18 protein-coding genes are annotated in these 19690 nt (G+C 65.7%); 4 read left to right on the forward strand and 14 right to left on the reverse strand.

Annotated elements, in window-relative coordinates:
* Positions 1-103: 103 nt before the first annotated feature.
* Positions 104-841: a hypothetical protein gene (locus tag ACQR1E_RS04055; RefSeq protein WP_316194087.1), complete on the forward strand. Its 738-nt coding sequence runs from the start codon at positions 104-106 to the stop codon at positions 839-841.
* A gap of 24 nt (positions 842-865) precedes the next feature.
* Positions 866-2446, forward strand: coding sequence for an endonuclease/exonuclease/phosphatase family protein (locus tag ACQR1E_RS04060; RefSeq protein ID WP_316164642.1), 1581 nt, complete (start codon positions 866-868; stop codon positions 2444-2446).
* A gap of 926 nt (positions 2447-3372) precedes the next feature.
* Here ACQR1E_RS04060 and ACQR1E_RS04065 read toward each other — a convergent pair.
* The 6 genes from ACQR1E_RS04065 to ACQR1E_RS04090 form a co-directional block, all read right to left on the reverse strand.
* The gene (locus ACQR1E_RS04065) at positions 3373-4191 is read right to left on the reverse strand and encodes an HlyD family efflux transporter periplasmic adaptor subunit (protein ID WP_315749838.1); all 819 of its coding nucleotides are present in this window, start codon (positions 4189-4191) and stop codon (positions 3373-3375) included.
* Between the two features lie 255 nt (positions 4192-4446).
* Positions 4447-5148, reverse strand: coding sequence for a VIT1/CCC1 transporter family protein (locus ACQR1E_RS04070; protein WP_315749836.1), 702 nt, complete (start codon positions 5146-5148; stop codon positions 4447-4449).
* A complete protein-coding gene (locus ACQR1E_RS04075; protein ID WP_315750037.1) occupies positions 5145-5549 on the reverse strand; it encodes an OsmC family protein in 405 nt (134 codons plus the stop codon). The genes ACQR1E_RS04070 and ACQR1E_RS04075 overlap by 4 nt, the downstream gene beginning before the upstream one ends.
* Before the next feature lie 140 nt (positions 5550-5689).
* Positions 5690-6256, reverse strand: a complete 567-nt coding sequence (locus ACQR1E_RS04080; protein ID WP_316164641.1) for a cytochrome b — start codon at positions 6254-6256, stop codon at positions 5690-5692.
* A gap of 81 nt (positions 6257-6337) precedes the next feature.
* A complete protein-coding gene (locus tag ACQR1E_RS04085; RefSeq protein WP_315827436.1) occupies positions 6338-7246 on the reverse strand; it encodes a sigma-70 family RNA polymerase sigma factor in 909 nt (302 codons plus the stop codon).
* Positions 7243-8001 (reverse strand): SDR family oxidoreductase, encoded by a 759-nt coding sequence (locus tag ACQR1E_RS04090; protein WP_315749833.1) that lies wholly within the window; start codon positions 7999-8001, stop codon positions 7243-7245. The genes ACQR1E_RS04085 and ACQR1E_RS04090 overlap by 4 nt, the downstream gene beginning before the upstream one ends.
* A 143-nt stretch (positions 8002-8144) precedes the next feature.
* On the opposite strand from ACQR1E_RS04090, the gene ACQR1E_RS04095 reads away from it, so the two are divergent.
* Positions 8145-9350, forward strand: a complete 1206-nt coding sequence (locus ACQR1E_RS04095) for a M20/M25/M40 family metallo-hydrolase (protein WP_316194086.1) — start codon at positions 8145-8147, stop codon at positions 9348-9350.
* Between the two features lie 578 nt (positions 9351-9928).
* Complete coding sequence (locus tag ACQR1E_RS04100) at positions 9929-10309, forward strand: hypothetical protein (protein ID WP_315718505.1); 381 nt, start codon at positions 9929-9931, stop codon at positions 10307-10309.
* Positions 10310-10575: 266 nt separating this feature from the next.
* Here the strand turns inward: ACQR1E_RS04100 and ACQR1E_RS04105 are convergent, their stop codons facing one another.
* The 8 genes from ACQR1E_RS04105 to ACQR1E_RS04140 form a co-directional block, all read right to left on the reverse strand.
* Positions 10576-11040, reverse strand: coding sequence for an RbsD/FucU family protein (locus ACQR1E_RS04105; protein ID WP_315718506.1), 465 nt, complete (start codon positions 11038-11040; stop codon positions 10576-10578).
* 106 nt (positions 11041-11146) lie between these two features.
* Positions 11147-11491: a hypothetical protein gene (locus ACQR1E_RS04110; protein ID WP_315718526.1), complete on the reverse strand. Its 345-nt coding sequence runs from the start codon at positions 11489-11491 to the stop codon at positions 11147-11149.
* An 831-nt stretch (positions 11492-12322) separates the two neighbouring features.
* Positions 12323-14020 (reverse strand): FAD-dependent oxidoreductase, encoded by a 1698-nt coding sequence (locus ACQR1E_RS04115; RefSeq protein ID WP_316225588.1) that lies wholly within the window; start codon positions 14018-14020, stop codon positions 12323-12325.
* Positions 14021-14022: 2 nt separating this feature from the next.
* Complete coding sequence (locus ACQR1E_RS04120; RefSeq protein ID WP_434896702.1) at positions 14023-14733, reverse strand: SDR family oxidoreductase; 711 nt, start codon at positions 14731-14733, stop codon at positions 14023-14025.
* Positions 14730-15719, reverse strand: a complete 990-nt coding sequence (locus tag ACQR1E_RS04125; RefSeq protein WP_434896703.1) for an NAD-dependent epimerase/dehydratase family protein — start codon at positions 15717-15719, stop codon at positions 14730-14732. The genes ACQR1E_RS04120 and ACQR1E_RS04125 overlap by 4 nt, the downstream gene beginning before the upstream one ends.
* A 10-nt stretch (positions 15720-15729) precedes the next feature.
* Positions 15730-16152: a cupin domain-containing protein gene (locus ACQR1E_RS04130; protein ID WP_316173910.1), complete on the reverse strand. Its 423-nt coding sequence runs from the start codon at positions 16150-16152 to the stop codon at positions 15730-15732.
* 70 nt (positions 16153-16222) lie between these two features.
* The gene (locus tag ACQR1E_RS04135) at positions 16223-18802 is read right to left on the reverse strand and encodes a branched-chain amino acid ABC transporter ATP-binding protein/permease (protein WP_434896704.1); all 2580 of its coding nucleotides are present in this window, start codon (positions 18800-18802) and stop codon (positions 16223-16225) included.
* Positions 18799-19668: a branched-chain amino acid ABC transporter permease gene (locus tag ACQR1E_RS04140; protein ID WP_434896705.1), complete on the reverse strand. Its 870-nt coding sequence runs from the start codon at positions 19666-19668 to the stop codon at positions 18799-18801. The genes ACQR1E_RS04135 and ACQR1E_RS04140 overlap by 4 nt, the downstream gene beginning before the upstream one ends.
* Positions 19669-19690 lie beyond the last annotated feature (22 nt).

Genomic DNA, 19690 nt, shown 5'->3' on the forward strand with positions numbered 1-19690 from the left:
TCAACGCTCCATCGGCTGGCGCCTGCGACCGTTAACTACGAAGTAGGATGTTCTGGCGCGCGCCAGGCCGCGCTCAGAACATGGGAACTGGCGGGGTCTTGAAATGCCCAATGATCTGCACACCGTCCTGAGCGGCATTCACGGATTGAAGGTCGACGCAGTCGAGAGGTCGGTTCCGGCCTGCGCGGACCATGCCTTCGCCTGGGCAGGCAAGCTGCTCCCCACGCCCCACGTTCGAGCCCGCGCCGATTTCAGCTCGGCTCATCAGCGGGCTTGGCTCGAGGCCATGAGCAATCTAAGTGCATGGAAGACGCGGCAGATCGATCTGAACCTGCCGGCATCGGGGAAGCTGCTGATTGTCGGATGGTACTTCCCGGAGCTCGCGAGCCTGCTCGGCACTGCGGAAAAAAAGCATGTGGTCGTTCTGGTATCGAATGATGCTCCCTGGCTCTCCGAGTTGAAGGACGCAGGCACCACACTGAACTTCCGGGCCGAAGGCGGTGCGGCGGCGCTCGCCGCGTACATGCGCGAAGGCCGCAACGTGTTCGCGATGATGGACAATATTCATCCGGGCACCGAGTTCATCCGCAGCCCATTCTTCGGGCGCCCCACCAAGACTCCGGCCGCCATTCTGAGGCTTGCGATCCGCAACGGCTACACGCTGGCGCTGATAGCGCCCAGGGACAGCCGCGTGGAAGTGGTGGCGACACTGCCCACCGCCGGCAAGCAGCCGGAGGATCTCGCTGCCTGGGTGAACCAGAAGATCGAGCAGGAAGTCAGACGGGCGCCGGAACGCTGGCTGTCGTGGCCGACGCTCGCCTATCGCTTCCAGGCAAGCTGATTCACCAGTCAGGAGGACGCGCGCATGCCCACCACGTCGTTCAATCAGCTCGCGCAGCAGGCCGACGCACTTTACCCGCCGCAGTCGATGCACAGCCTGTTGTCCAGGCTGCGCTACCCCGGAGCGGCACCGGGAACGACCCTGCCGACGGCTTCGTTCGCCGAGGCGGCTTGGCGCCTCTCAGGCCCCTCCACGACACGAATTTCATTCCTCCACTACAACATCTGGTGCCTGCGCGCGAAGATCGGGCTGAAGGAGATCGTCGCCGCTGCCGGAGGGGTGGGCCACTTCGCGGCTTGTCTTGGGGTCTCATCGGCTGAGTTCATCGGCAAGGCACTGGAGATGATCGGGGCCGACATCGGAGATGTCTGCGACCGCATCTTCCCGCCGATCGTGGAAGTCTGCGGCGTTTCCGCCAACCCGCTGAACGATGCCTGCAAGCTGGTGGGCAACGGCCTCTCGCTCGGCGGATACATCATCGAAAATCTCAGTTCCGACCTCGACTGGCTGATAAGCCTCTTCTCGATCCCCGAGGAGGTCGTATTCGAGGTGCTGATGCAGTTGGTCGCGCCGGTGCTTGGCGTGTTCGAAGTGAGTGTCATGGAGAAGCCGGTCATCCCCGAGCGCGCCGACGAAATCGGCCGGAGGGTGTTCGCCTACGACCTCGTATCGCTGGTCGAGGCTTGGGACCAGGATACGCGGGATACGATCCTGGCACATGGCACCGCGCAGCATGTCGACGGACCGACCGGCTCCCTCGCCTACAAGCAACTGCAGAGCGGGATCCTCGTCCTCAGCCCAACGCGGACGATCGAGAATGGCGGCGGGCATGTCTATGCCGCGGACGGCGTGTCGCGAGTGATGCCCGGCGGATGCGAGATGGGCTACATGTTCGATTCTGACAAATGGGCGAACAAAGGGGTGCAACTCACGCGTATCCCGGTCGGCTTCGGTGCGATCGAGCTCTATTCGACGCATGTTTATGCCGGCGATGGCGGCCTTCTGCCGCCCGGCCCAACTGACGCGGAGAAGATCGACGTCAGGCGCACGCAGATTGATGAGTTGATTGCCTTCATCAAGGCGACGCACCTTCCATCCAACGTGGCCATTGTCGCCGGAGATTTCAACATCGGTGCTGATACCGACGAATACCACAACCTGGTCGCGGCGATGGAGCAGGCCGGCTTCTATGACCTGTGGAGCGTCCCGTACGATACGATGAAAAGCGACGGTTTGACCGACCGTCACGGCGAGGGCGACGAGCCGATCTACAACGACTTCAATACCAACTGTAAGGTCTATCGCGCCAGCGAGGCATATCGGCAAGCCTACGATCCGGCCGTTGCCACGCCGACGATGTCGGATGATGTCGATTACTACTGCGACGACATGCAGCCAGACGACGCGAATCCCACCGGATCGAGGATCGACTACCTGTTCATGGAACGTGCGACTGCATTTCACGGCTTCAATCTCGACGTCTCACGTGTGCGCCGGCGTGCTTTCAAGTCACGCATTCGCTGGGTCGTCACCCCCGGCCCGCAGGACTACCTTTCGAACCACATCGGACTGGAGGCGACTTTGTTCGCCAGCCCAAGGCACTAGAGCTCCGGGCGTTCAAGAAGCGCGGCAGAGGCTCGGAGTCACAGAATGGGTCACTCATCGTCGACAATGCCGACTTGGCCGTCTGCGCAGCGCTTGTCGGCGGGGATGCCAAGTTGAGGCGTCTTGGCACTCGACCTGGTAAACGGTAGGCCATTAGCATCACCAACCTCTCGCCGACCGCTGAGCATAAGGGTTCGGCCAGCTTCATGTTCATGCGCGCCGGCAGGCCGCCGACCTTGTGTTACGACTTGATCGTCACCGACAGGCCGCCGGTGAAGAAGACGCTCTCGATCACGTCGAGATAGGGCCGCAGATCACCTTGCGACTGCCCACTTGGTGCGGGACATCGCACGACCGCGTGTTGTACGTTTCAAACAGCAGGCAAGGCTGAGCCATCTCGCGGCGGCATCCGCCCGAGTTGTCATCTTGAGTGAACCTCTTCCTCCGAAGAAGAGGCGCAGGGAAGATCGGGTATCAGCTGATACCCGCGGTCCGCGTGCAGCAAAAAGCACGCGGCAGAACCAAGGGTTCAGCCCAATATCCGGCCTTCCCTGCGCGACGGTTTGACGACTTATAGGCGCTCTCCCCGGGGATCGGCTGTCTTGCCCCCGTCGCCGGCGGATCATCATCACCGCCGGCTTGGCATCAGCACCGCGATGCCTGGACCACACCACTTCGCCGTCGCATCGCTCCGTTCGTCGGCGCGGGCTGTGACACCCGGCTGCGGAGCAACGCGCCCATCGCATCTTCCGGCTCGACGCTCGTGACGATCGCGAAACGTCCCTCTTCAGCGAGCCGGGATAACAGGAAATGTGGAGGTGATTTGCCCGACGGTGCAAGTGATGAGTCCGCGACAAACTGGCACGACGGGCAGTTCAGGCATGAGAGGCATGCACGGATTGCCCGTCGCGCAGGGATGGCCGTGGTCAGATGCGCCGCTGCACCGACGCGGGCTGGAGATCCTGCTCGCAGTGGCAGGTCCTCTGCGCCCTCTCCCGCAGGATCTGCGAGACCATCCGCTCCGTCCCGGTCAGGCCGGTCAGGATCGTCGCGCCGACAGCCATGCCCGATCGCAATCCGGCGGGCATGGCCGCCTTCAGCAGGCTGATCTTCAGCGCGATCCGCGCTTCGCCGGTTGGCGAGCCGGACGCCGCGCCGATCCACTCAGCATCCGCGACATGTCCATAGAGCCGGACGGGCAGGCCCGGCACGTCGATCGTGACCGCCTGTCCGATCGCGACATAGGTGATCTCGGAAACCGCGAGAGCTGCGATGACGTGGGGCTCGCCTGGCGTGACCACCGCCATCAACGACCGATCTGTCGTCACGGCGTCGCCGACATGGAGACCGCTTGCAGCCACGACGCCGGCGACGGGAGCGATGACGTCGTTCAGCGCGACCGTCGAAGCGCGCTCGTCCCGGTGCTCGATCCGCGCGAGAACCTGTCCCGCAGCGATCTCCTGATTGTCGGTCACGAGCAGGTCCCTGACCAGGCCGGACACCGCCGACCTGACCGGGATCTCGTTCATACTGACATAGGCGTCATCGGTGTGAACCAGATATTGGCCCACGGTCACATACTCGACCATCCACGGCACCGCGACCAGCATTCCGAACATCAGGCTGAGCGCGGCGAGCAACCACAGCGCACGTCCTGCGGACGCCCCGGCGCGCGGCTCCGCTGGGGGACGCTCCTGATGCAGAATGACCGGCCGGGATCCACCCGGCGCTTGCTGTCCGTCCACCACTCGCTCCTCACGACCACGGCATGGGGCGCGTTGCCGCCTCGGCGGCATCCTGTTGACGTCAGGGTCGCACCCATCGAATGCCCGTGACGCGAGATGTGGCGGCTCGCGGGCCGGTTGATAATGGCGCCTGGACCGAATTGGGTCTTCAATTTCTCGAAATAATGCCCGTGTCGACGACACCGCGACACCGCCGCAGCCTCGACACGAGACGGGGGTAACGCCGTTGACCGTCGCGCAAGCTTTGCCAGCGCTTCAAACAACGGCCCCAAACAGCCTTCCGATGCCTGCGGTGAGACCCAGGGCGAAGGCCCCCCAGAACGTCACGCGAAAGGTGGCGCGCGGAATGTTGGCCCCGCCTGCCTTTGCGCCGATCGCTCCCAGCACCGCGAGAAAGGCGAGAGAAGCCGCGGAGACGATCGGGACCAGCAAATTGGCGGGCGACACGACGACCATCAGCAAGGGCATGGCGCCCCCCACCGAAAACATCATGGCCGAGGTCAGGGCAGCCTGGATCGGCCGCGCTGCGGTGATCTCCGAGATTCCCAATTCGTCGCGGGCATGAGCCGTCAGTGCGTCTTTCGCCATCAACTGCTCGGCCACCTGCCGCGCAAGGGATTGATCCAGACCTCGCTTGACGTAGATTTCGGCAAGCTCGTCGCGTTCGAATGCGGGGTTGTCGCTCAGCTCCTTGCGTTCCCGGGCCAGGTCGGCCTGCTCCGTATCCGACTGCGAGCTGACGGAGACATATTCACCGGCGGCCATCGACATCGCTCCGGCGACCAATCCCGCCACGCCTGCGATCAGGACGTCGTTTCGTGTCGCTGCTGCCGCAGCAACACCGACGATCAGGCTCGCAGTCGAAATGATGCCGTCATTGGCTCCCAGAACGGCCGCTCTGAGCCATCCGATCCGCGCCACCAGATGGCTTTCGGGGTGGACGTGAAGGCGGCTCATGTCTTTCTCCTGATCACGCCTTGCAACTTCGTGGCGGCCGCCACGGTGTTGGAAATCGTTCCATACTTCCTGACATTCTGATGAAGCAGCTCGAGCCGGCGGTCGTCTTCGTCGGTGTCGACGATCAGCTCGTAATCGATCGACGCCATCATCGGCGGGCTGTCCTGACGGAAGCCGATCAGTCGCACCTCGACGCCACGAATATGGAACTTGAGCATCGGCGTCACGCGTTCGATTCCCTTGATCATGCAGGCGGCAACCGCGGCGAGAAGAAGCTCGGCCGGGTTGAACGCATCCCGCCGTCCCTGGACATCGGTGTCGAGCACCACGGTCGCATCCTTGCAGTCAGCCACGCTTTCATGCGCATCGATCCGTCGGGCGTTGACGCGATACTCTAGCATTGGGGGAGTCTCCGGGCCGCGTGTCCTTGGGGTTGGCAATCCGAACCATGAGCGGAGTGATCGATCGGATCGCGACCGTTCGGTTACGGCGGCGGAAGCGACCGGCGCAATCCATGGTTTCCGACAGGCGTGTCGCTTCCCTAGTCGTCCGAGTGAGGCAGCATGCGAAGCAGCGTCCGGTCCCGGAAGATCCAGTGATGGATCAGCGCGGCGGCCGCATGCATTGCAGCCACGATGACGAGGGCGTGGGCGAGAATTTCATGCACTTCCTTGACGTTGTGAGCAAACGCGCGGTCCTTGGGCCAGGGCGACGCGATCTCGGCAATGCCAAACAGCGGCAAGGAATCACCGCGCGCAAACTGCAACACGATGCCAACGACGGGCACGGCAAAGAGCAGCGCATAGAGAACGTAGTGCGCGAAACGCGCGGCCGGATACTGCCACTTTCCCATCCATGTGGCGAATTCGGTCGCTTCGGGCGGCGGAGAAGGATCGGCCAGCCGCCAAGCCAGGCGCACCGCCAGAAGCATGAGGATCGCGATCCCAGCCGTGACATGGACGAGCAGGCCGGACTCGCGCGGCGCGCCCTTGGGCAGCACGTCACCGAAGACCCCAAGCGCCCAGGCGACGGCCACGAGAACGACCGTCAGCCAATGCAGCGTCTGCGGAATCGCCCCGTAGTCCCTCGTCGAGTTGAAGAGCTGCATCTCAGACCTCTTTGGTCAAAAGATGCTCCTGGCGCGACCGTCCCTCGTTGATGTGGATCAAGCCCTTGCCGGTCCGGGTGCTCAGGACGGCGGGGCGAGTGCCAGCTCTGCATCGGCGATGACATAGCGGACGTAGCGGTAGTCGCGGATGAAGCTGATCTTGCCGTCGCGCCAGCTCAGCCACATGACGTAGCTGGGCCGCGGATCGCCCTGGCGTTCGAACACGGCGATCACTTCCCGGCCCTCGAGCCAGGCCGGCGCCAGCCAGACGCCGTCCATCCCGGCGTAAATGCTGAAGAACATCCCGACATCGGCCGGGCCGACACGGACGGGATGAGTGGACTGGTGCAGTTTGACGTCGTGTGCCAGCAGCGCGCGCAGGCCGTCCCAATCACGCCGGTTGAACAGGCTCACATAGCGTGTCGCCGCATCGGAGGCGGGTCTCGCCGCCGGCCGCGCCTCGGCCACAGCGTTGATCTCGGAGAGCCGCGCCCGGGCGCGGGCGAGATGCGCCTTCACCGAGTCCACCGTCAGGTCGAGCAGCGCCGCGATGTCGGCGAGCGACTCATCGAGCACATCCTTCAGAACGAGGACACTCCGCTGAGGGATCGGAAGCTCCGTGAAGCGCGACACCGCGGTCCGGATCGCCTCGTCGCGCATCATCGCCTCCACGGCATCCGGCACGGTGTCGTCGGCGACACCGTCAGCCGCCTCCATCGGTTCGGCGGCCCGGATCGCACGGCTGCGCAGCAGGTCCAGCGCCCGGTTATGCGCGACCCGGAACAGCCAGGCGCGCAGCATCGCGACGTCGCGCATCTCGTCCACCGCGACGAGCGCTTTTGTCAGGGTGTCCTGCACGACGTCCTCGCCGTCGATCACAGAGCCCATCAGGCGCGCGCAATAACGATGCAGCTCGGGCCGCAGCTGCTCTGCGAGGGCCACGAGCTCGGCGCTGCGCGCGCCGCGCGAAGCATGTCCGCCGTCGCTCAAGCTGCCGCTCCTTCCATCACCGTCACGCCGGAATCTCCGTTGAGACCGAACACGACGCCGTCGACGAACCGCGGGTCCTCCAGCACTGCGACCACACGATCGCCGAACGCCCGTGGCGGCATCGGCGCGCCGAAGCGGGCAACGAACGCTTCCGGCGCAATGCCCATGGACCCGGCATAAGCACCCGCGGCCGTATCCCCCACTCCCGTGCCGAGGATCATCATACGCGGCACGATCGCCTGGAAGCGGATGCCGAGCCTGTCGTCCTGCGACACGCCGTTGGCGTATTTCGCCATGAACCAGAGCATGCGCTTGGCGCCGCCGTAGCCGCCTGACATCTGCGAACCGCCCACCGCCGCGCCGCTCGATCCGACCAGGACGCGGCTTCCTGGTTTCAGGGGGAGCTTGAGCGCCGCCTGGATCCAGTACAAGCCCGCCTTGACGTCCGTTTCCCAGGCAACCGAGAAATCCCTCCAGGTCAGCCGATCCAGCCGGTCCATGTGCGGCGTTGTGCCGGCGTTCAAGATCAGGATGTCGGGGCTGATATCGCCGACGATGCGATGCGCAGCGGCCTCGTCGGTGACGTCGGCCGCGATCGTGGCCACACCCAGGCGCGCAGCAATCGCGTTCAGCGCCTCGGTTCCGCGCGCGACGACGGTCACCTTGGCGCCGCGATCGACGAGGGCCTCCACGACTCCCAGGCCAAGGCCGCGGCTTCCGCCGGTCACGACGATCGTCTTGTCTTTCAGGCTCATGATGATGCTCCAATGTCCAGATGACATGAAAACGATCGAGGCATCGGAAAAGAGTCAGGCGGCGAAACCAATGCGAGCCCCCTTGCGCAACCGGCCGCCCGGCTGGATGCTCCGGGCACATCGTTCATCACGGGAATCGCTTCATGTCCGTCGACACCACCGCCGCCACCGATCGTCTGATGCGTTTTCTCGCCGTCCAGGGCGTGACCGGACAGGAAAAGGCGATCGGGCGCGAGATCATGGCCGCGCTGAAGCAGGCCGGCGTGCCGGCCAAGGCGATGCGGCTCGACGATGCCAATACGCGCATTCCGCTGCCGACCGAGACCGGCAACCTGATCGTCGAGCTGCCCGGCCGCGGCAGCCAGCACAATCAGCCGCGGATCATGTTCATGACCCACATGGACACGGTGCCGCTGTGCGCCGGCGCGCAGCCGAAGATCTCCGGTCGCAAGATCGTCAACCAGGCCAAGACCGCGCTCGGCGGCGACAATCGCTGCGGCTGCGGCATTCTCGTCACGCTCGCGGCCGAGCTGATCCGGCAGAAGCTCGATCATCCGCCGATCACGCTGCTGTTCTGCGTGCGCGAGGAGAGCGGGCTCTATGGCGCGCGGCACGTCAACACCGACGACCTCGGCGCGCCCGAGATGGCGTTCAACTTCGACGGCAGCTCGGCCTCCGCCGTCACGATCGGCGCTGTCGGCGCCGACCGCTGGGAGGTCGAGATCTTCGGCCGCGCCTCGCATGCCGGCGTCGCGCCTGAGCGCGGCATCAGCGCCACCATGATCCTGGCCCTCGCGCTCGCCGAGGTGAAAGCCGGCGGCTGGTTCGGCAAGGTGGTGAAGGGCAAGGGCAAGGACGCGAGGCTTGGCACCAGCAATGTCGGTCCGGTCACCGGCGGCGAAGGCCGCCCCGCGGGCGACGCCACCAACGTCGTCACCGACTACGTCCACGTCCGCGGCGAATGCCGCAGCCACGATGCCAAATTCATCCGCGAGATCACCAAGGCCTACAAGGCGGCCTTCGAGAAGGCGGCCAAGCAGGTCACCAACAGCGAAGGCAAGTCCGGCCGCGTCAAGTTCAAGGCCGAGACCGACTATCATCCGTTCCGGATGAAGGAGACCCTTCCCGTCGTCAAGCGCGCCATGGCTGCCGTTTCCGACATCGGCGCCGCGCCGACCCTGCGCGCCGGCAATGGCGGCCTCGACGCCAACTGGATGGTCCGCCACGGCATCCCCACCGTGACCTTCGGCACCGGCCAGAACGAGCCGCACACGATTGACGAATGGATCAACCTGGACGAATACGATCGGGCGTGTGCGCTGGCGGTCAGGCTGGCGACGATGGGGTGAGACGACGCCATCCGGACACGCACTTGGATGGCTGCAACCTCCTTGCTCCCGCGCAACGTCGTGATGACGGGCTCGCCAGCAAACGCGCATGTTCCGAACAGGTCGAACAGCGAGGCCATGACGTCGCGCTCCCGCGGCGGATGGCACCCAGGCAGAGATTGCCCGTCGTGCAGCTCGGGATGGCGCGAGCTCGTCGGGTCACGGCGGCCAGTCTCATCGACGCCCTTCAAACGTCTTCAGTGATTGGAATCCACCGTCACAGTGATGAGTTGGCTCCGGCACCGGGCTGCCGGGTCGGCAAAGCACGAGCCATTCCTCCTCTGCGTGCCCAGCGGCCCCTGTCCGATCGCATGGAAGTTCGGGCGGGGCCGGAACTCCAAAGCGGGACGGCGGTTCTAGTGCGATGGACCTGCCATTCGCGTTGGACCCTCGCCAGCTCCTCGGCGAGGTCAGGTCCAGAACCGCAATCGATCATCCGTTTGCCGGCATTGTTCGGCTCTGACGTTCGTCACAGTTCTCGGCAGAGCCGGACACCGGAGACATCAGCCAATCACGGCGCACTTCACTGGAGGCCTGACATGTCGACCAAACTAGCTCTGCTCGGCCGCACGGCCGCAATTGCTTCATTGACTGCACTCGCGATCGGCGCCTTCACCCCGACCAGTGCCGACGCGCGAAATGGGCGCTGGCACGGCGGCGGCGGCGGCGCTGCGATCGGCGCGGCGCTCGCGGCGGGTGCCATCGGCACCGGTCTTGCGATCGCCGCAAGCCGCGACGCCTACGATTATTACGATGGCCCGGTCTATGACGGCCCGGCCTATTACGCGGCTCCGTCCTACTACGGCGTGAACCCCCACGCCTATGGCTATTACCGCAAGGGCGAATACCCCTATCAGGTCTATGGCGGCGACAGCCCGAACGCGGTCTGCGCGCAGGGCACGACCTGGAATTGCCGCTGAGACCGCGTCCAATTGAAACCTCGACGCGGCATCGGGCGAGGTCTCGCGGCGCTCGCCCGGCGCTGGACTCGCTTCTCTGCCGTCGCGATCAGTCCCGTAACCTGCCATGAGCGCAGCGACATGCGGGACCGATCTCTCGCAGGGTCGCTTCCCCGAAGCCCATTGAGCCGCGGCGGGCGCTACGCGTCGAACGCGAGGCGGATGACCGATCGCGATACCCTTGCCGGCATGCGCACCGCTGCCCAAATGCGGCGCGCCAGCCGGCATCATGATCCCGATGCGCCATCCGGCGGGATGACGCCCTTGCTGAAGATGAAGCAGCCGTAGAACCGGCGCTCGCCGGTGGCGATCACGCAATAGGCTGATCTGGCCATCTCATAGAATGCGAAGCGCTCGACGCCGACCAGCGGCCACGACCTGCCCTCGGCGCGGTCGATCACCGCCTGCACCTCCTGCTGCACCGGCGTCACCTCCGCAGGACTGCCCACGACCTCCATCCGCACGGCGGCATCGTCGATGAAGCTGTCGAGCGGCAGCACCGACAGCACGGCCTGGACCGCGCGCGCCGCGCTGACATTATCGATGCGCAGCAGCCCGCCGAACACTGTCTGCCGCGCGATCGCATCCGCCGGAAAATTGGTGTCGCAGATCACGAGACGGTCGCCATGCCCCATCGCGCGGAGCGCATGGAGCACGTCGGCATTGAGCAGTGGATCGATCCCCTTGAGCATGTGGTCTCCCTGTCATTTTCATCGAACGGACCAGGTCGCCGGGCCATCGGCCAAGGGCAACTGCTGCCAACACCTGGAGCGCGTCACGCCATCATCCCATCGCGAACTACACGCTCCCTCGCCTCTCGCCGACCAGGCGAAGATCGATGCTGCCGATCAGGTCCGAGCGCAGCCTTTCAGCGGCGGCCATCGCCGCCATTGTCTGTCGCAACGTGCTGACATTCGATCCGAGCGACACGATGCCGCCGAGCAGCGCCGCAATGGCGCCGAGGAGCGCGACCGCATCGGATCCGAGCAGGCCCAGCACCGCGCCGAGCAGCAATGCGGCGCCGCCCGCTATCGCGATTTTCGAGGCCAGGATGATCTTTCGGCACCGCTCCGCCATCTCGGCAAGCTCGTCGATCCGCGCCTCGATCCGGGAGATCTCTCCGCTCGGGTCGTCCTCATCCATCACGCGAGCTGCCCTCCGCGCCATCAGCGCCTCATCCTGAAACGACCCGGTCCCCGATCATGCCACCTGTCACGTGGCGCGCGAGCGTACGACGCCGCCATCCCACCGGCAACCATCCACGGCCTGACTTCACCGCGCACAACAGGTCCCGATGCACGCGGACGCTCCTCCAGGGCCGCGGCCGCAGGCCCGGAACAAAGCCGGCAACTCCGGATTGTCGTAACCGGAATTTCCACACGGCAGATGGGCGGCTCATGCCGAGCGCCCGTTCGGCAACCATCGGCTGCTATTGCCTACACGGCAATGAGCAACTTCTGACCTTGGTGCCAGCAGCTCATCAATGAGAGCTGAGCGGAAACGACAATTCAACTACGAAAGCAGCGCGTCGGCCAGGCGATATCAGGAAAAGGCCGCAGAGGCGCGTGATGCTCAAGGCGCCTCGTTACGGGGACGCGCAACCATATCATCTCGAGTTGCCCAAACACGAGCACCGTCCGCTACTCGCGGCGGCCCGAGCCGTTCGTCAATTGCAAACTTCCCAAGTTGATCCTGTGTTGCACGCGATATAGTAGCGAGCCGGCGGGGATCCGAAGCGGCGCGACTCCACTAGCGAGCCATTTGCGTCCGTCGGCCGGGCGGCGGGTGGGGAAGGCCACCCTACCCTGGACAACGACAACGGTCCTCCTGACCACTGCCGCGTCCCCACTTCAGGCAACAACCCGTGGCCGACTTTCACAAGCCGCGAAGTGTGACCAAGTCGTTCTCATGCCTCCAGGCTCCGAGAGGTCACATCGAGCCATGCCTGGAGCGAGCTCACGAGCATGAGAGCCCTCAAACGTTCGCGCCGGCGACGTTCCTGCCCGCGAGCCAGCCGAAGACCAGCGCCGGACCCAACGTGATGCCGGGCCCGGGATAGGCCCCTTCCATGATCGAGGCCATGTCGTTGCCGCAGGCGAACAGGCCAGGAATGGGTGAGCCATCCGCGCGCAACACCCGCCCGCGCGCATCGGTGACGAGGCCCGCAGACATGCCGAGATCGGCCGGATAAACCGCGACGGCATGGAAAGGCGGCTCCAGGATCGGCGCGACGCAGGGATTTGGATGTTGATCGACGTCGCCGAGCGCGCGCTGATAGATGTCGCCGCCGCGGCCGAAGGCGGGATCCTCGCCGCGCACCGCATCGGCATTGAACTCCGCGACGGTTGCAGTCAGCGCCTGCGCCGGGACGCCGATCGTCTCCGCGAGCGCGTCCAGGCTGTCGGCACGCTTGAGATAGCCCGCGGCGACATCACGCGCGACACTGCGCGTGAACGGCTTGATCTTGCCGAGGCCGTATCTCCACAGGAAGCGGCGATCGCAGATCAGCCAGGCAGGAATAGCCGTCGCGTGCCTGAGCTGCGCGCGCACGAACTCGTGGTAGGACACCGCCTCGTTGACGAAGCGGCGGCCGGTGCCATCGACCGCGATCAGGCCGGGCTTGGCGCGATCGGTGACCGTGTGCGGGAAGATGCCGCTTCTGCCGTCGGCCCGTGTGAATGTCGAAGCCGGCACCCAGAACGCGCCCTCTTTCGTCGGCGCCGACAGGCACGCGCCCAGGGCCATGGCCAGCCGCGCACCGCGTGGTGCGGCGCCGGGGTCGACGGTGGCCGACAGCAGGCCGGCGGCCTCAGGCACATAGCAGCGGCGCAGCTCGGCATCATGCGACAGCCCGCCGGTCGCGAGCACCACGCCGCGCCTTGCGGTGATCCAGGAGCGGCCGGAGCGATCGACAATTTCGAGCCTCGAGACCCTGCCCTGCGCGTCGGCTTCAAGCTGCTGGGCGGAGGTGCCGGTGCGTATCACGACGCCACGATCGAGTGCCGAGCGCAGCAGCCGCGCCGCCAGCGCGTTGCCGAGATAAAGCGTCGTGCCGCGCCGCGCCGTGAGCCGCTGCAGGCCATAGCGCATGATCAACCTGGCCGCATGCAGGGCCGAGCGCAACGATCGGCCGGCACGGCGCAGATGCGGGATATCCTGGCGGCCGATCATCATGCCGCCGAACAGCATGAACTCCGGCAGCGGATCGCGCAGCAGCGCAAAGGCGTCGCCGAGGCCGCGCGCATCGAATGGCAGCGGCTCCAGCACCCTGCCTCCCGCGGTGGCACCGGGCAGGTCGGGATAATAATCCGGATAGGTCGGCACCGGCTGCAGCCGCAGCGCAGTGCGGGCCTCGAGATCGCGCAAGGCTTCGTCGCCGAATGCAAGGAACGTCTCGAGCCTCGTGCGGTCCTGCCCCGGCACGGTCCGGTCCAAATACGTGCGCGCCGCCTCCAGCGTATCCGCCCGCCCCTCCGCGGCCGCCTTGTGATTGGCAGGAATCCAGACCATGCCGCCGGAGATGGCGGTGGTGCCGCCGATGACTTCAGCCTGCTCCAGCAGCAGCACCGAGCAGCCGTCAGCAGCCGCGATCGTCGCCGCCGTCATGCCGCCCGCGCCGGCTCCGACGACCACGACATCGAACGTCTCGCCGGCGTGCACCGCCGCCGTCATGCTCACACCATGCCGCCATTGGGCTGCACGATCTGTCCCTGGATCCAGGAGGCCTCGCCGGAGGCCAGGAAGCGCACCACCTCCGCAATCTCGCCCGGCTTGCCGATGCGATTGAACGGGCTCAACGCCGCCATGCGCTGCTTGGCCTCCTCGGTCTTGCCGGCATTGAAAAGTTCGGTGTCGACGGGACCGGGCGCCACCGCATTGACGCGAACGCCGCGCGCCGAGAGCTCCTTCGCCATCGACCGCACCAGGCTTTCGACCGCCGCCTTGGTCGCCGCATAGGGCCCGGTGCCCGGCACCGCGTGGCGGACCAGCGACGTCGTGATGGCGACGATGGCGCCGGCGTCGCGCACGCGCCGCGCCGCTTCCGCCAGCACGTTGAAGGCGCCTACGACGTTGACCTCCATCAGCAGCCGGAAGTCCTCCGGCTTGAAGCTCGCCAGCGGACCTGCCGGCACGTTGATGCCGGCGTTGGCAATGACGGCCTGCGGCGCAGCACCGAAGTCGGCGGCAACTTGCGCGAAGACCTGCGCGACCGACGCGGCATCGCGGATGTCGACCTTGTATTGCCTGCCGGGCCCTCCGTCCGACGGGCTGGTGGCGTAGGTCGAGGCCACCTGCCAGCCGGCGACGGCAAACGCCCGCGCGCAGGCGGCGCCGATGCCGCGGGAGCCGCCGAAGATGAGAACGATCGGAGAAGAAGTGGTCATTTTCGATTCCTTGATGGAGATGGTGTCTTCGCCATCGCGGCCCGCGTCGCTTCGATCGTCGCCTCGATGCCTTTTTGCAGATCGTAGCGCGGCTGGTAGCCGAGCTCCGCTTTGGCGCGGCCGATATCGAGCGCGCCCTTGACGGCGCTCAGCACGCGGCCGCCATGATGATAGGGACCGGTGTCGCCGACCGTGATTCTCGCACCGGGAATGGCGCGATTGACGGCGTCGGCCGTGTCGCGCAGCGTCGGTGCCACACCGGTCGCGACATTGTAGGCGTCAAAGCTGTGATGCGGCTTGTCGAGCGCGAGCAGCACGCCAGCCACGGTGTCATCGATATACACCTGATCAACTGCGAGATTGCCGCCGTCCTCCTGATGGAATGGCTCGCCGCGCAACGCGGCCTCGATGAAGGTGCGCGGCATGCGCAGGCGCGGCAGATGCGGTCCGTATACCCAGCAGGTCCGCACATTGATGCATTCGAGCCCGTGATCGCGCGAATAGACGCGACCATAGTGCTCGGCTGCGAGCTTGGTCACGCCGTAGACGCTGGCCGGCTTCTGCGGGTGATCCTCGTCGATGATGGCCGACTGGAAGTCGCCATAGGTCTCCTCGGTCGAGATCTGCACGACGCGCCGGACGCCGGAGAGCCGCATCGCCTCGAACAGGTTGATCGCGCCCTCGACATTGACCCGCAGCGCCTTCAACGGGATGTCGGCAGCCTGGACCACGCCGACCACGGCGGCGGCATGGATGACCGCGTCGGGGCGAAATGTCTGGAACGCCCGCAGCACTTCATGCCACTCGCCGAGATCGATCGCCGCGTTGACGAGCAGCTGTTGTTGCGAGGCGAGTGCGGCCATGGCCGGCGAGACCATCAGGTCGACGGCCACGACGCGATCGCCGCGCGCGAGCAGCGCCTGCACGATCGCCGAGCCGAGCCAGCCGCAGGCTCCGGTGACCAGGATGGACTTGGTCGTGGTCATGCCCCGCCCCTCACCGCGGCGCTGGCTCTTCGTCGGTCGGCGGGCTGGTGATCACCAGGAACACCAGCGGGTCGTTGCCGGTGCAGTGGAATTCGTGCACCACGCCCGGCGGAATGTAGGTGACGTCATTGGCACGGACCAGCCGGCGCTCGCCGTCGAGGATCAGGATGCCCTCGCCCGACAGCACGTGATAGATCTGCTCCTGCACCTTGTGAGAATGGCTCTCGACATGCGCGCCGGGCTCGTAGGACGAGATGCGATGGTCGAAGAAGCGGCTGCCGGTGGTGTCCGGCGTCACGATCGCCTTCGACAGCGCCTGGTTATAGTGGCCCGGATACTGGGTCCAGAAAATCTCGGCGAGATTGCGCGTCACCGCCTTCTTCTCTGTCGCCGCATTCGCGTAGGCGTTCGGTCCGGGAACGACGATGGTCATGTCTCATCTCCTCAGGAAGGTTCAGATTGGGCCGGCCAGCCGGTGCCGATGGTCACGAACTCGCAGCTGCTCATGACCCGTTTGCCGCCCGTTGCACTGCATCAGCGGTCTGAGTGATGCCAAGCAAACGCCCTTGCAGCTCGTGATCGGCCGCGAGCGCGGCAGCATCGCCGACATGGGCCACGCGCCCATTCACCAGCACATAGGCGCGGTCCGCCATCGCCAGCACGCTCTCGGCATGATGCTCCACGATGACGAGGCTCGCGCGCGACCTCAATTTGGACACGGCGTCGCGGACCTCTTGCACCACGGCGGGCGCCAAGCCCTCGAACGGCTCGTCGAGCAGGATCAGGCGGCTCGGCACCATCAACGCGCGCGCGATCGCCACCATCTGCCGCTCGCCGCCGGAGAGATTTTCGGCACGCGCCTTGTGCAGGCTGCGCAGCTTCGGGAACAGATCGAACACGTCGTCGATGGACGCGCCGCCGGCGCGGGTCGCGAGCTTGAGATTCTCCTGCACGGTCAGGTTCGGAAACAGCCGGCGTCCTTCCGGCACCAGCGAGATGCCGAGCCGGTTGATTTCGTCCGGACGCAGCCGGTTGAGCTCCCTGCCGTCGAAAATGATGCGACCGCCGCTCGCCGGCACCGTGCCTGTGATGGCCCGCAGCGCGGTGGTCTTGCCGACGCCGTTGCGCCCTAGCAGCGCCACCACTTCGCCAGGCCGCACGGCCAGGTCGAGCCCGTCGAGCACGGTGCCACCGCCGTAGCCGGCGCGCACGCCCTCGAGCCTGAGCAGCGGCTCGGCGGCGGCGCTGCCGGGAAGCGGCGTCACATTGGTCGCCCGCGACGGAGCCGCCGCGATCTGGCCATGGGCGGTGCCGAGATAGGCCGTGACGACTTCGGGATGGGCAGCCACTTCCACCGGCTTGCCGTCGGCGATCAGCCGGCCCTGATGCAACACCGTGATGCGGTCGGACATGGCCAGCACACGGTCGATGTCATGCTCGATCAACAGCACGGCGTGGGACTTCGCCAGCCGCATGATCAGCTCGCCTACGATCTTGCGGTCCGACTCCGCCAGACCAGCCAGCGGCTCGTCGAGCAGCAGGAGCTTGGCATCGATCGCGAGCGACACCGCGATCTCGAGCAGCCGCTTCTCACCATGCGCCAGCGCGGAGCAAAGCTCGGCGGCGCGATCGGCGAGGCCTACGGCATCGAGCAGCGACCACACCTTTGCGTTTGCAGCCGCATCGTCATAGGCATCGCGCCAAAGACCCGTCCATTGCCGGTTGGCAGCCTGGACCGCGATACGCACGTTCTCGAACGCAGTGAGATTGGGAAAGACGCTCAGGATCTGGAACGAGCGGGCGATGCCGAGCCGCGCGCGCTTGTACGGCGACAGCTGATCGATGGGCTTGCCCTCGAACAGGATCGTGCCGGCGTTGGCCCGGAGCACACCGGTCAGCAGATTGAACAACGTGGTCTTGCCGGCGCCGTTGGGGCCGATCAGGCTGTGCAGTCCGGTGCGGCTCATCTCGAAGGACACGTCGTGCTGTGTCACGATCGAGCCGAAATGCTTGGACAGGTTGCGGATCGCAAGAATTGGCACCTCTGAGGCCGTCGCCGCCGCCTGGCGTGCGCGATCCGGCGCATAGGGAGCAATGTCGCGCGGCCGCGGTGGAATGACATTGCGCGTCAGGGTCCAGCGGCTGCGGCCGGCGATACGCTGGAAGATGCCGTGAATGCCCTCATCTGACAGCAGCGCGAAGGCGATGATGATGGGGGCGAAGACCAGCCACCAATTCTCCGTGATGGCGCTGAGCCGGTCCTCCAAGACGATGAAGACGATGGCGCCCCACAACGGCCCCAGGAAATGATGCACGCCGCCCAGCGCCGCCATCAGCACGGGATCACCGGCATGCTCCCAGTTCAGATTGTTGGCGTAGACGCCCTGCAGCAGCAGCGCCATCAAGCCGCCGGCGACGCCGATGCCGCCGCCGGCAATGACGAGCGCAATCAGCTTGGTGCGGTAGGTGTCGAAACCCAGGCTTGCGACCCGCTGCTCGTTGTCGCGCAACGCCTGCATCAGTCGGCCGAACGGCGCATGCGCCAGCCGCCACAGCATCCACAATGATCCGATCACCACGACGAGCGTGAAGCCGTGGAAGGCAAGCGCGGAGCGAAACAGGGGACGCGCGACGTTCTGCAGGCCGTTCTCGCCTCCGGTCACCGAGGTCCATTTGAACGCAATCTCGAACGCGATCTGGGAGCACGCCAGCGTCAGCAGCGAAAAGTAGAGTCCGCGCCGGCGAAGGATGATGGCGCCGACGATCAGCGCCAGCAGCAGCGAAAATGCCACCGCGATCGCCAGACCGGTGATTTCATTGGCGGCCGGCATGAAGCCCAGGCCGATTGCCAGCGCATAGCTCGCGCAGCCGAAGAAGAAGGACGCGCCGAACGGCACCAGGCCGAGATAGCCGATCAGGAAGTTCACCTCCGCGCCGTAGAGCGTGTAGATCGCGATCTGGGTCACGCGATGGATCGGCATGCCCACAGCGAGCGCGATGCCGGAGGCGAGCGCCAGTATCGCGGCCGCCACGAGCACCGGGTGACTTGCGAGCCGCTGCAGCACGGACTTGGCCGTCGTCATTCGAAACGCTCCCAGCGCTCGCCGAATAGCCCGCGCGGCCGCAGCAGCATGATCGCGAACATCAAGGCATACATCGATGCGGCAGCCGCCTCTGGCCAGAACTGAATGGTCAGCGAGGTGACGATCCCTACCGCGAGTCCGGCGACCACTGCGCCCCGAAAGGAGCCGAGGCCGCCGATGGCAACGATCACGAACGCTGGCATCACCGCATTGGCAGCCATTGACGGCGACACCGTCCACAGCGGCGCGGCCAGCACGCCGGCGATCGCCGCCAGCATGCAGCCGAGCCCGAACACCGCGGTGAGCACCCGCGGCAGATTGATGCCGAGCAATTCCACCATCTCCGGGTCCCGGCTGCCGGCACGCAGGATCCGGCCATAGGGTGTGAACGCCAGGAAGCCCCATAGGCCGAGCAAGGTCGCCGTGGTCGCGCCGAGCACGGCCACGCGATATTTGGTGATCAGGAGAGGACCAACTTCAACGATCCCTGCAAAGGCCGGCGGGGGATTGAACGGCTTGCCGTCGGCGCCCCAGGCGTAGCGGATCACCGCTTCGATCAGGAGCGCCAGCGCAAAGGTCACGATCAGGCTGAGCAACGGCTCCTTGCCGTAGAGGCGGCGGATGATCGTCACCTCCACAGCCATGCCGATCAGCCCGACCACCAGCGGCGCCAGGATCACGGCGCTCCATCCGAACAGCTGGAACAGCTGCCAGGCCACGTAGGCCCCCAGCGCGAAGAAGGCGCCATGCGCGAAGTTGATGACGCCGAGCAGGCCGAAGGTGATCGACAGACCTACGGCGATCAGCACGTAGATGAAGCCGAGCACGAGTCCATTGGCCGCCTGGGAGACGAGAGTGTCGAGCATCGTTCGAGCCTGTCAGTACGCT

Origin of the sequence: Bradyrhizobium sp. HKCCYLRH1030, assembly GCF_051168395.1 — a bacterium.
In the GTDB taxonomy this organism is placed as follows: Bacteria; Pseudomonadota; Alphaproteobacteria; order Rhizobiales; family Xanthobacteraceae; genus Bradyrhizobium.

Excerpts from the sequence above, each read along its gene's own strand:
- ACQR1E_RS04055 (WP_316194087.1), top strand. The coding sequence starts at position 104 with ATGCCCAATGATCTGCACACCGTCCTGAGCGGCATTCACGGATTGAAG.
- ACQR1E_RS04060 (WP_316164642.1), top strand. The coding sequence starts at position 866 with ATGCCCACCACGTCGTTCAATCAGCTCGCGCAGCAGGCCGACGCACTT.
- ACQR1E_RS04070 (WP_315749836.1), bottom strand. The coding sequence starts at position 5,148 with ATGAGCCGCCTTCACGTCCACCCCGAAAGCCATCTGGTGGCGCGGATC.
- ACQR1E_RS04075 (WP_315750037.1), bottom strand. The coding sequence starts at position 5,549 with ATGCTAGAGTATCGCGTCAACGCCCGACGGATCGATGCGCATGAAAGC.
- ACQR1E_RS04080 (WP_316164641.1), bottom strand. The coding sequence starts at position 6,256 with ATGCAGCTCTTCAACTCGACGAGGGACTACGGGGCGATTCCGCAGACG.
- ACQR1E_RS04090 (WP_315749833.1), bottom strand. The coding sequence starts at position 8,001 with ATGAGCCTGAAAGACAAGACGATCGTCGTGACCGGCGGAAGCCGCGGC.
- ACQR1E_RS04095 (WP_316194086.1), top strand. The coding sequence starts at position 8,145 with ATGTCCGTCGACACCACCGCCGCCACCGATCGTCTGATGCGTTTTCTC.
- ACQR1E_RS04100 (WP_315718505.1), top strand. The coding sequence starts at position 9,929 with ATGTCGACCAAACTAGCTCTGCTCGGCCGCACGGCCGCAATTGCTTCA.
- ACQR1E_RS04105 (WP_315718506.1), bottom strand. The coding sequence starts at position 11,040 with ATGCTCAAGGGGATCGATCCACTGCTCAATGCCGACGTGCTCCATGCG.
- ACQR1E_RS04110 (WP_315718526.1), bottom strand. The coding sequence starts at position 11,491 with ATGGATGAGGACGACCCGAGCGGAGAGATCTCCCGGATCGAGGCGCGG.
- ACQR1E_RS04115 (WP_316225588.1), bottom strand. The coding sequence starts at position 14,020 with ATGACGGCGGCGGTGCACGCCGGCGAGACGTTCGATGTCGTGGTCGTC.
- ACQR1E_RS04120 (WP_434896702.1), bottom strand. The coding sequence starts at position 14,733 with ATGACCACTTCTTCTCCGATCGTTCTCATCTTCGGCGGCTCCCGCGGC.
- ACQR1E_RS04125 (WP_434896703.1), bottom strand. The coding sequence starts at position 15,719 with ATGACCACGACCAAGTCCATCCTGGTCACCGGAGCCTGCGGCTGGCTC.
- ACQR1E_RS04130 (WP_316173910.1), bottom strand. The coding sequence starts at position 16,152 with ATGACCATCGTCGTTCCCGGACCGAACGCCTACGCGAATGCGGCGACA.
- ACQR1E_RS04135 (WP_434896704.1), bottom strand. The coding sequence starts at position 18,802 with ATGACGACGGCCAAGTCCGTGCTGCAGCGGCTCGCAAGTCACCCGGTG.
- ACQR1E_RS04140 (WP_434896705.1), bottom strand. The coding sequence starts at position 19,668 with ATGCTCGACACTCTCGTCTCCCAGGCGGCCAATGGACTCGTGCTCGGC.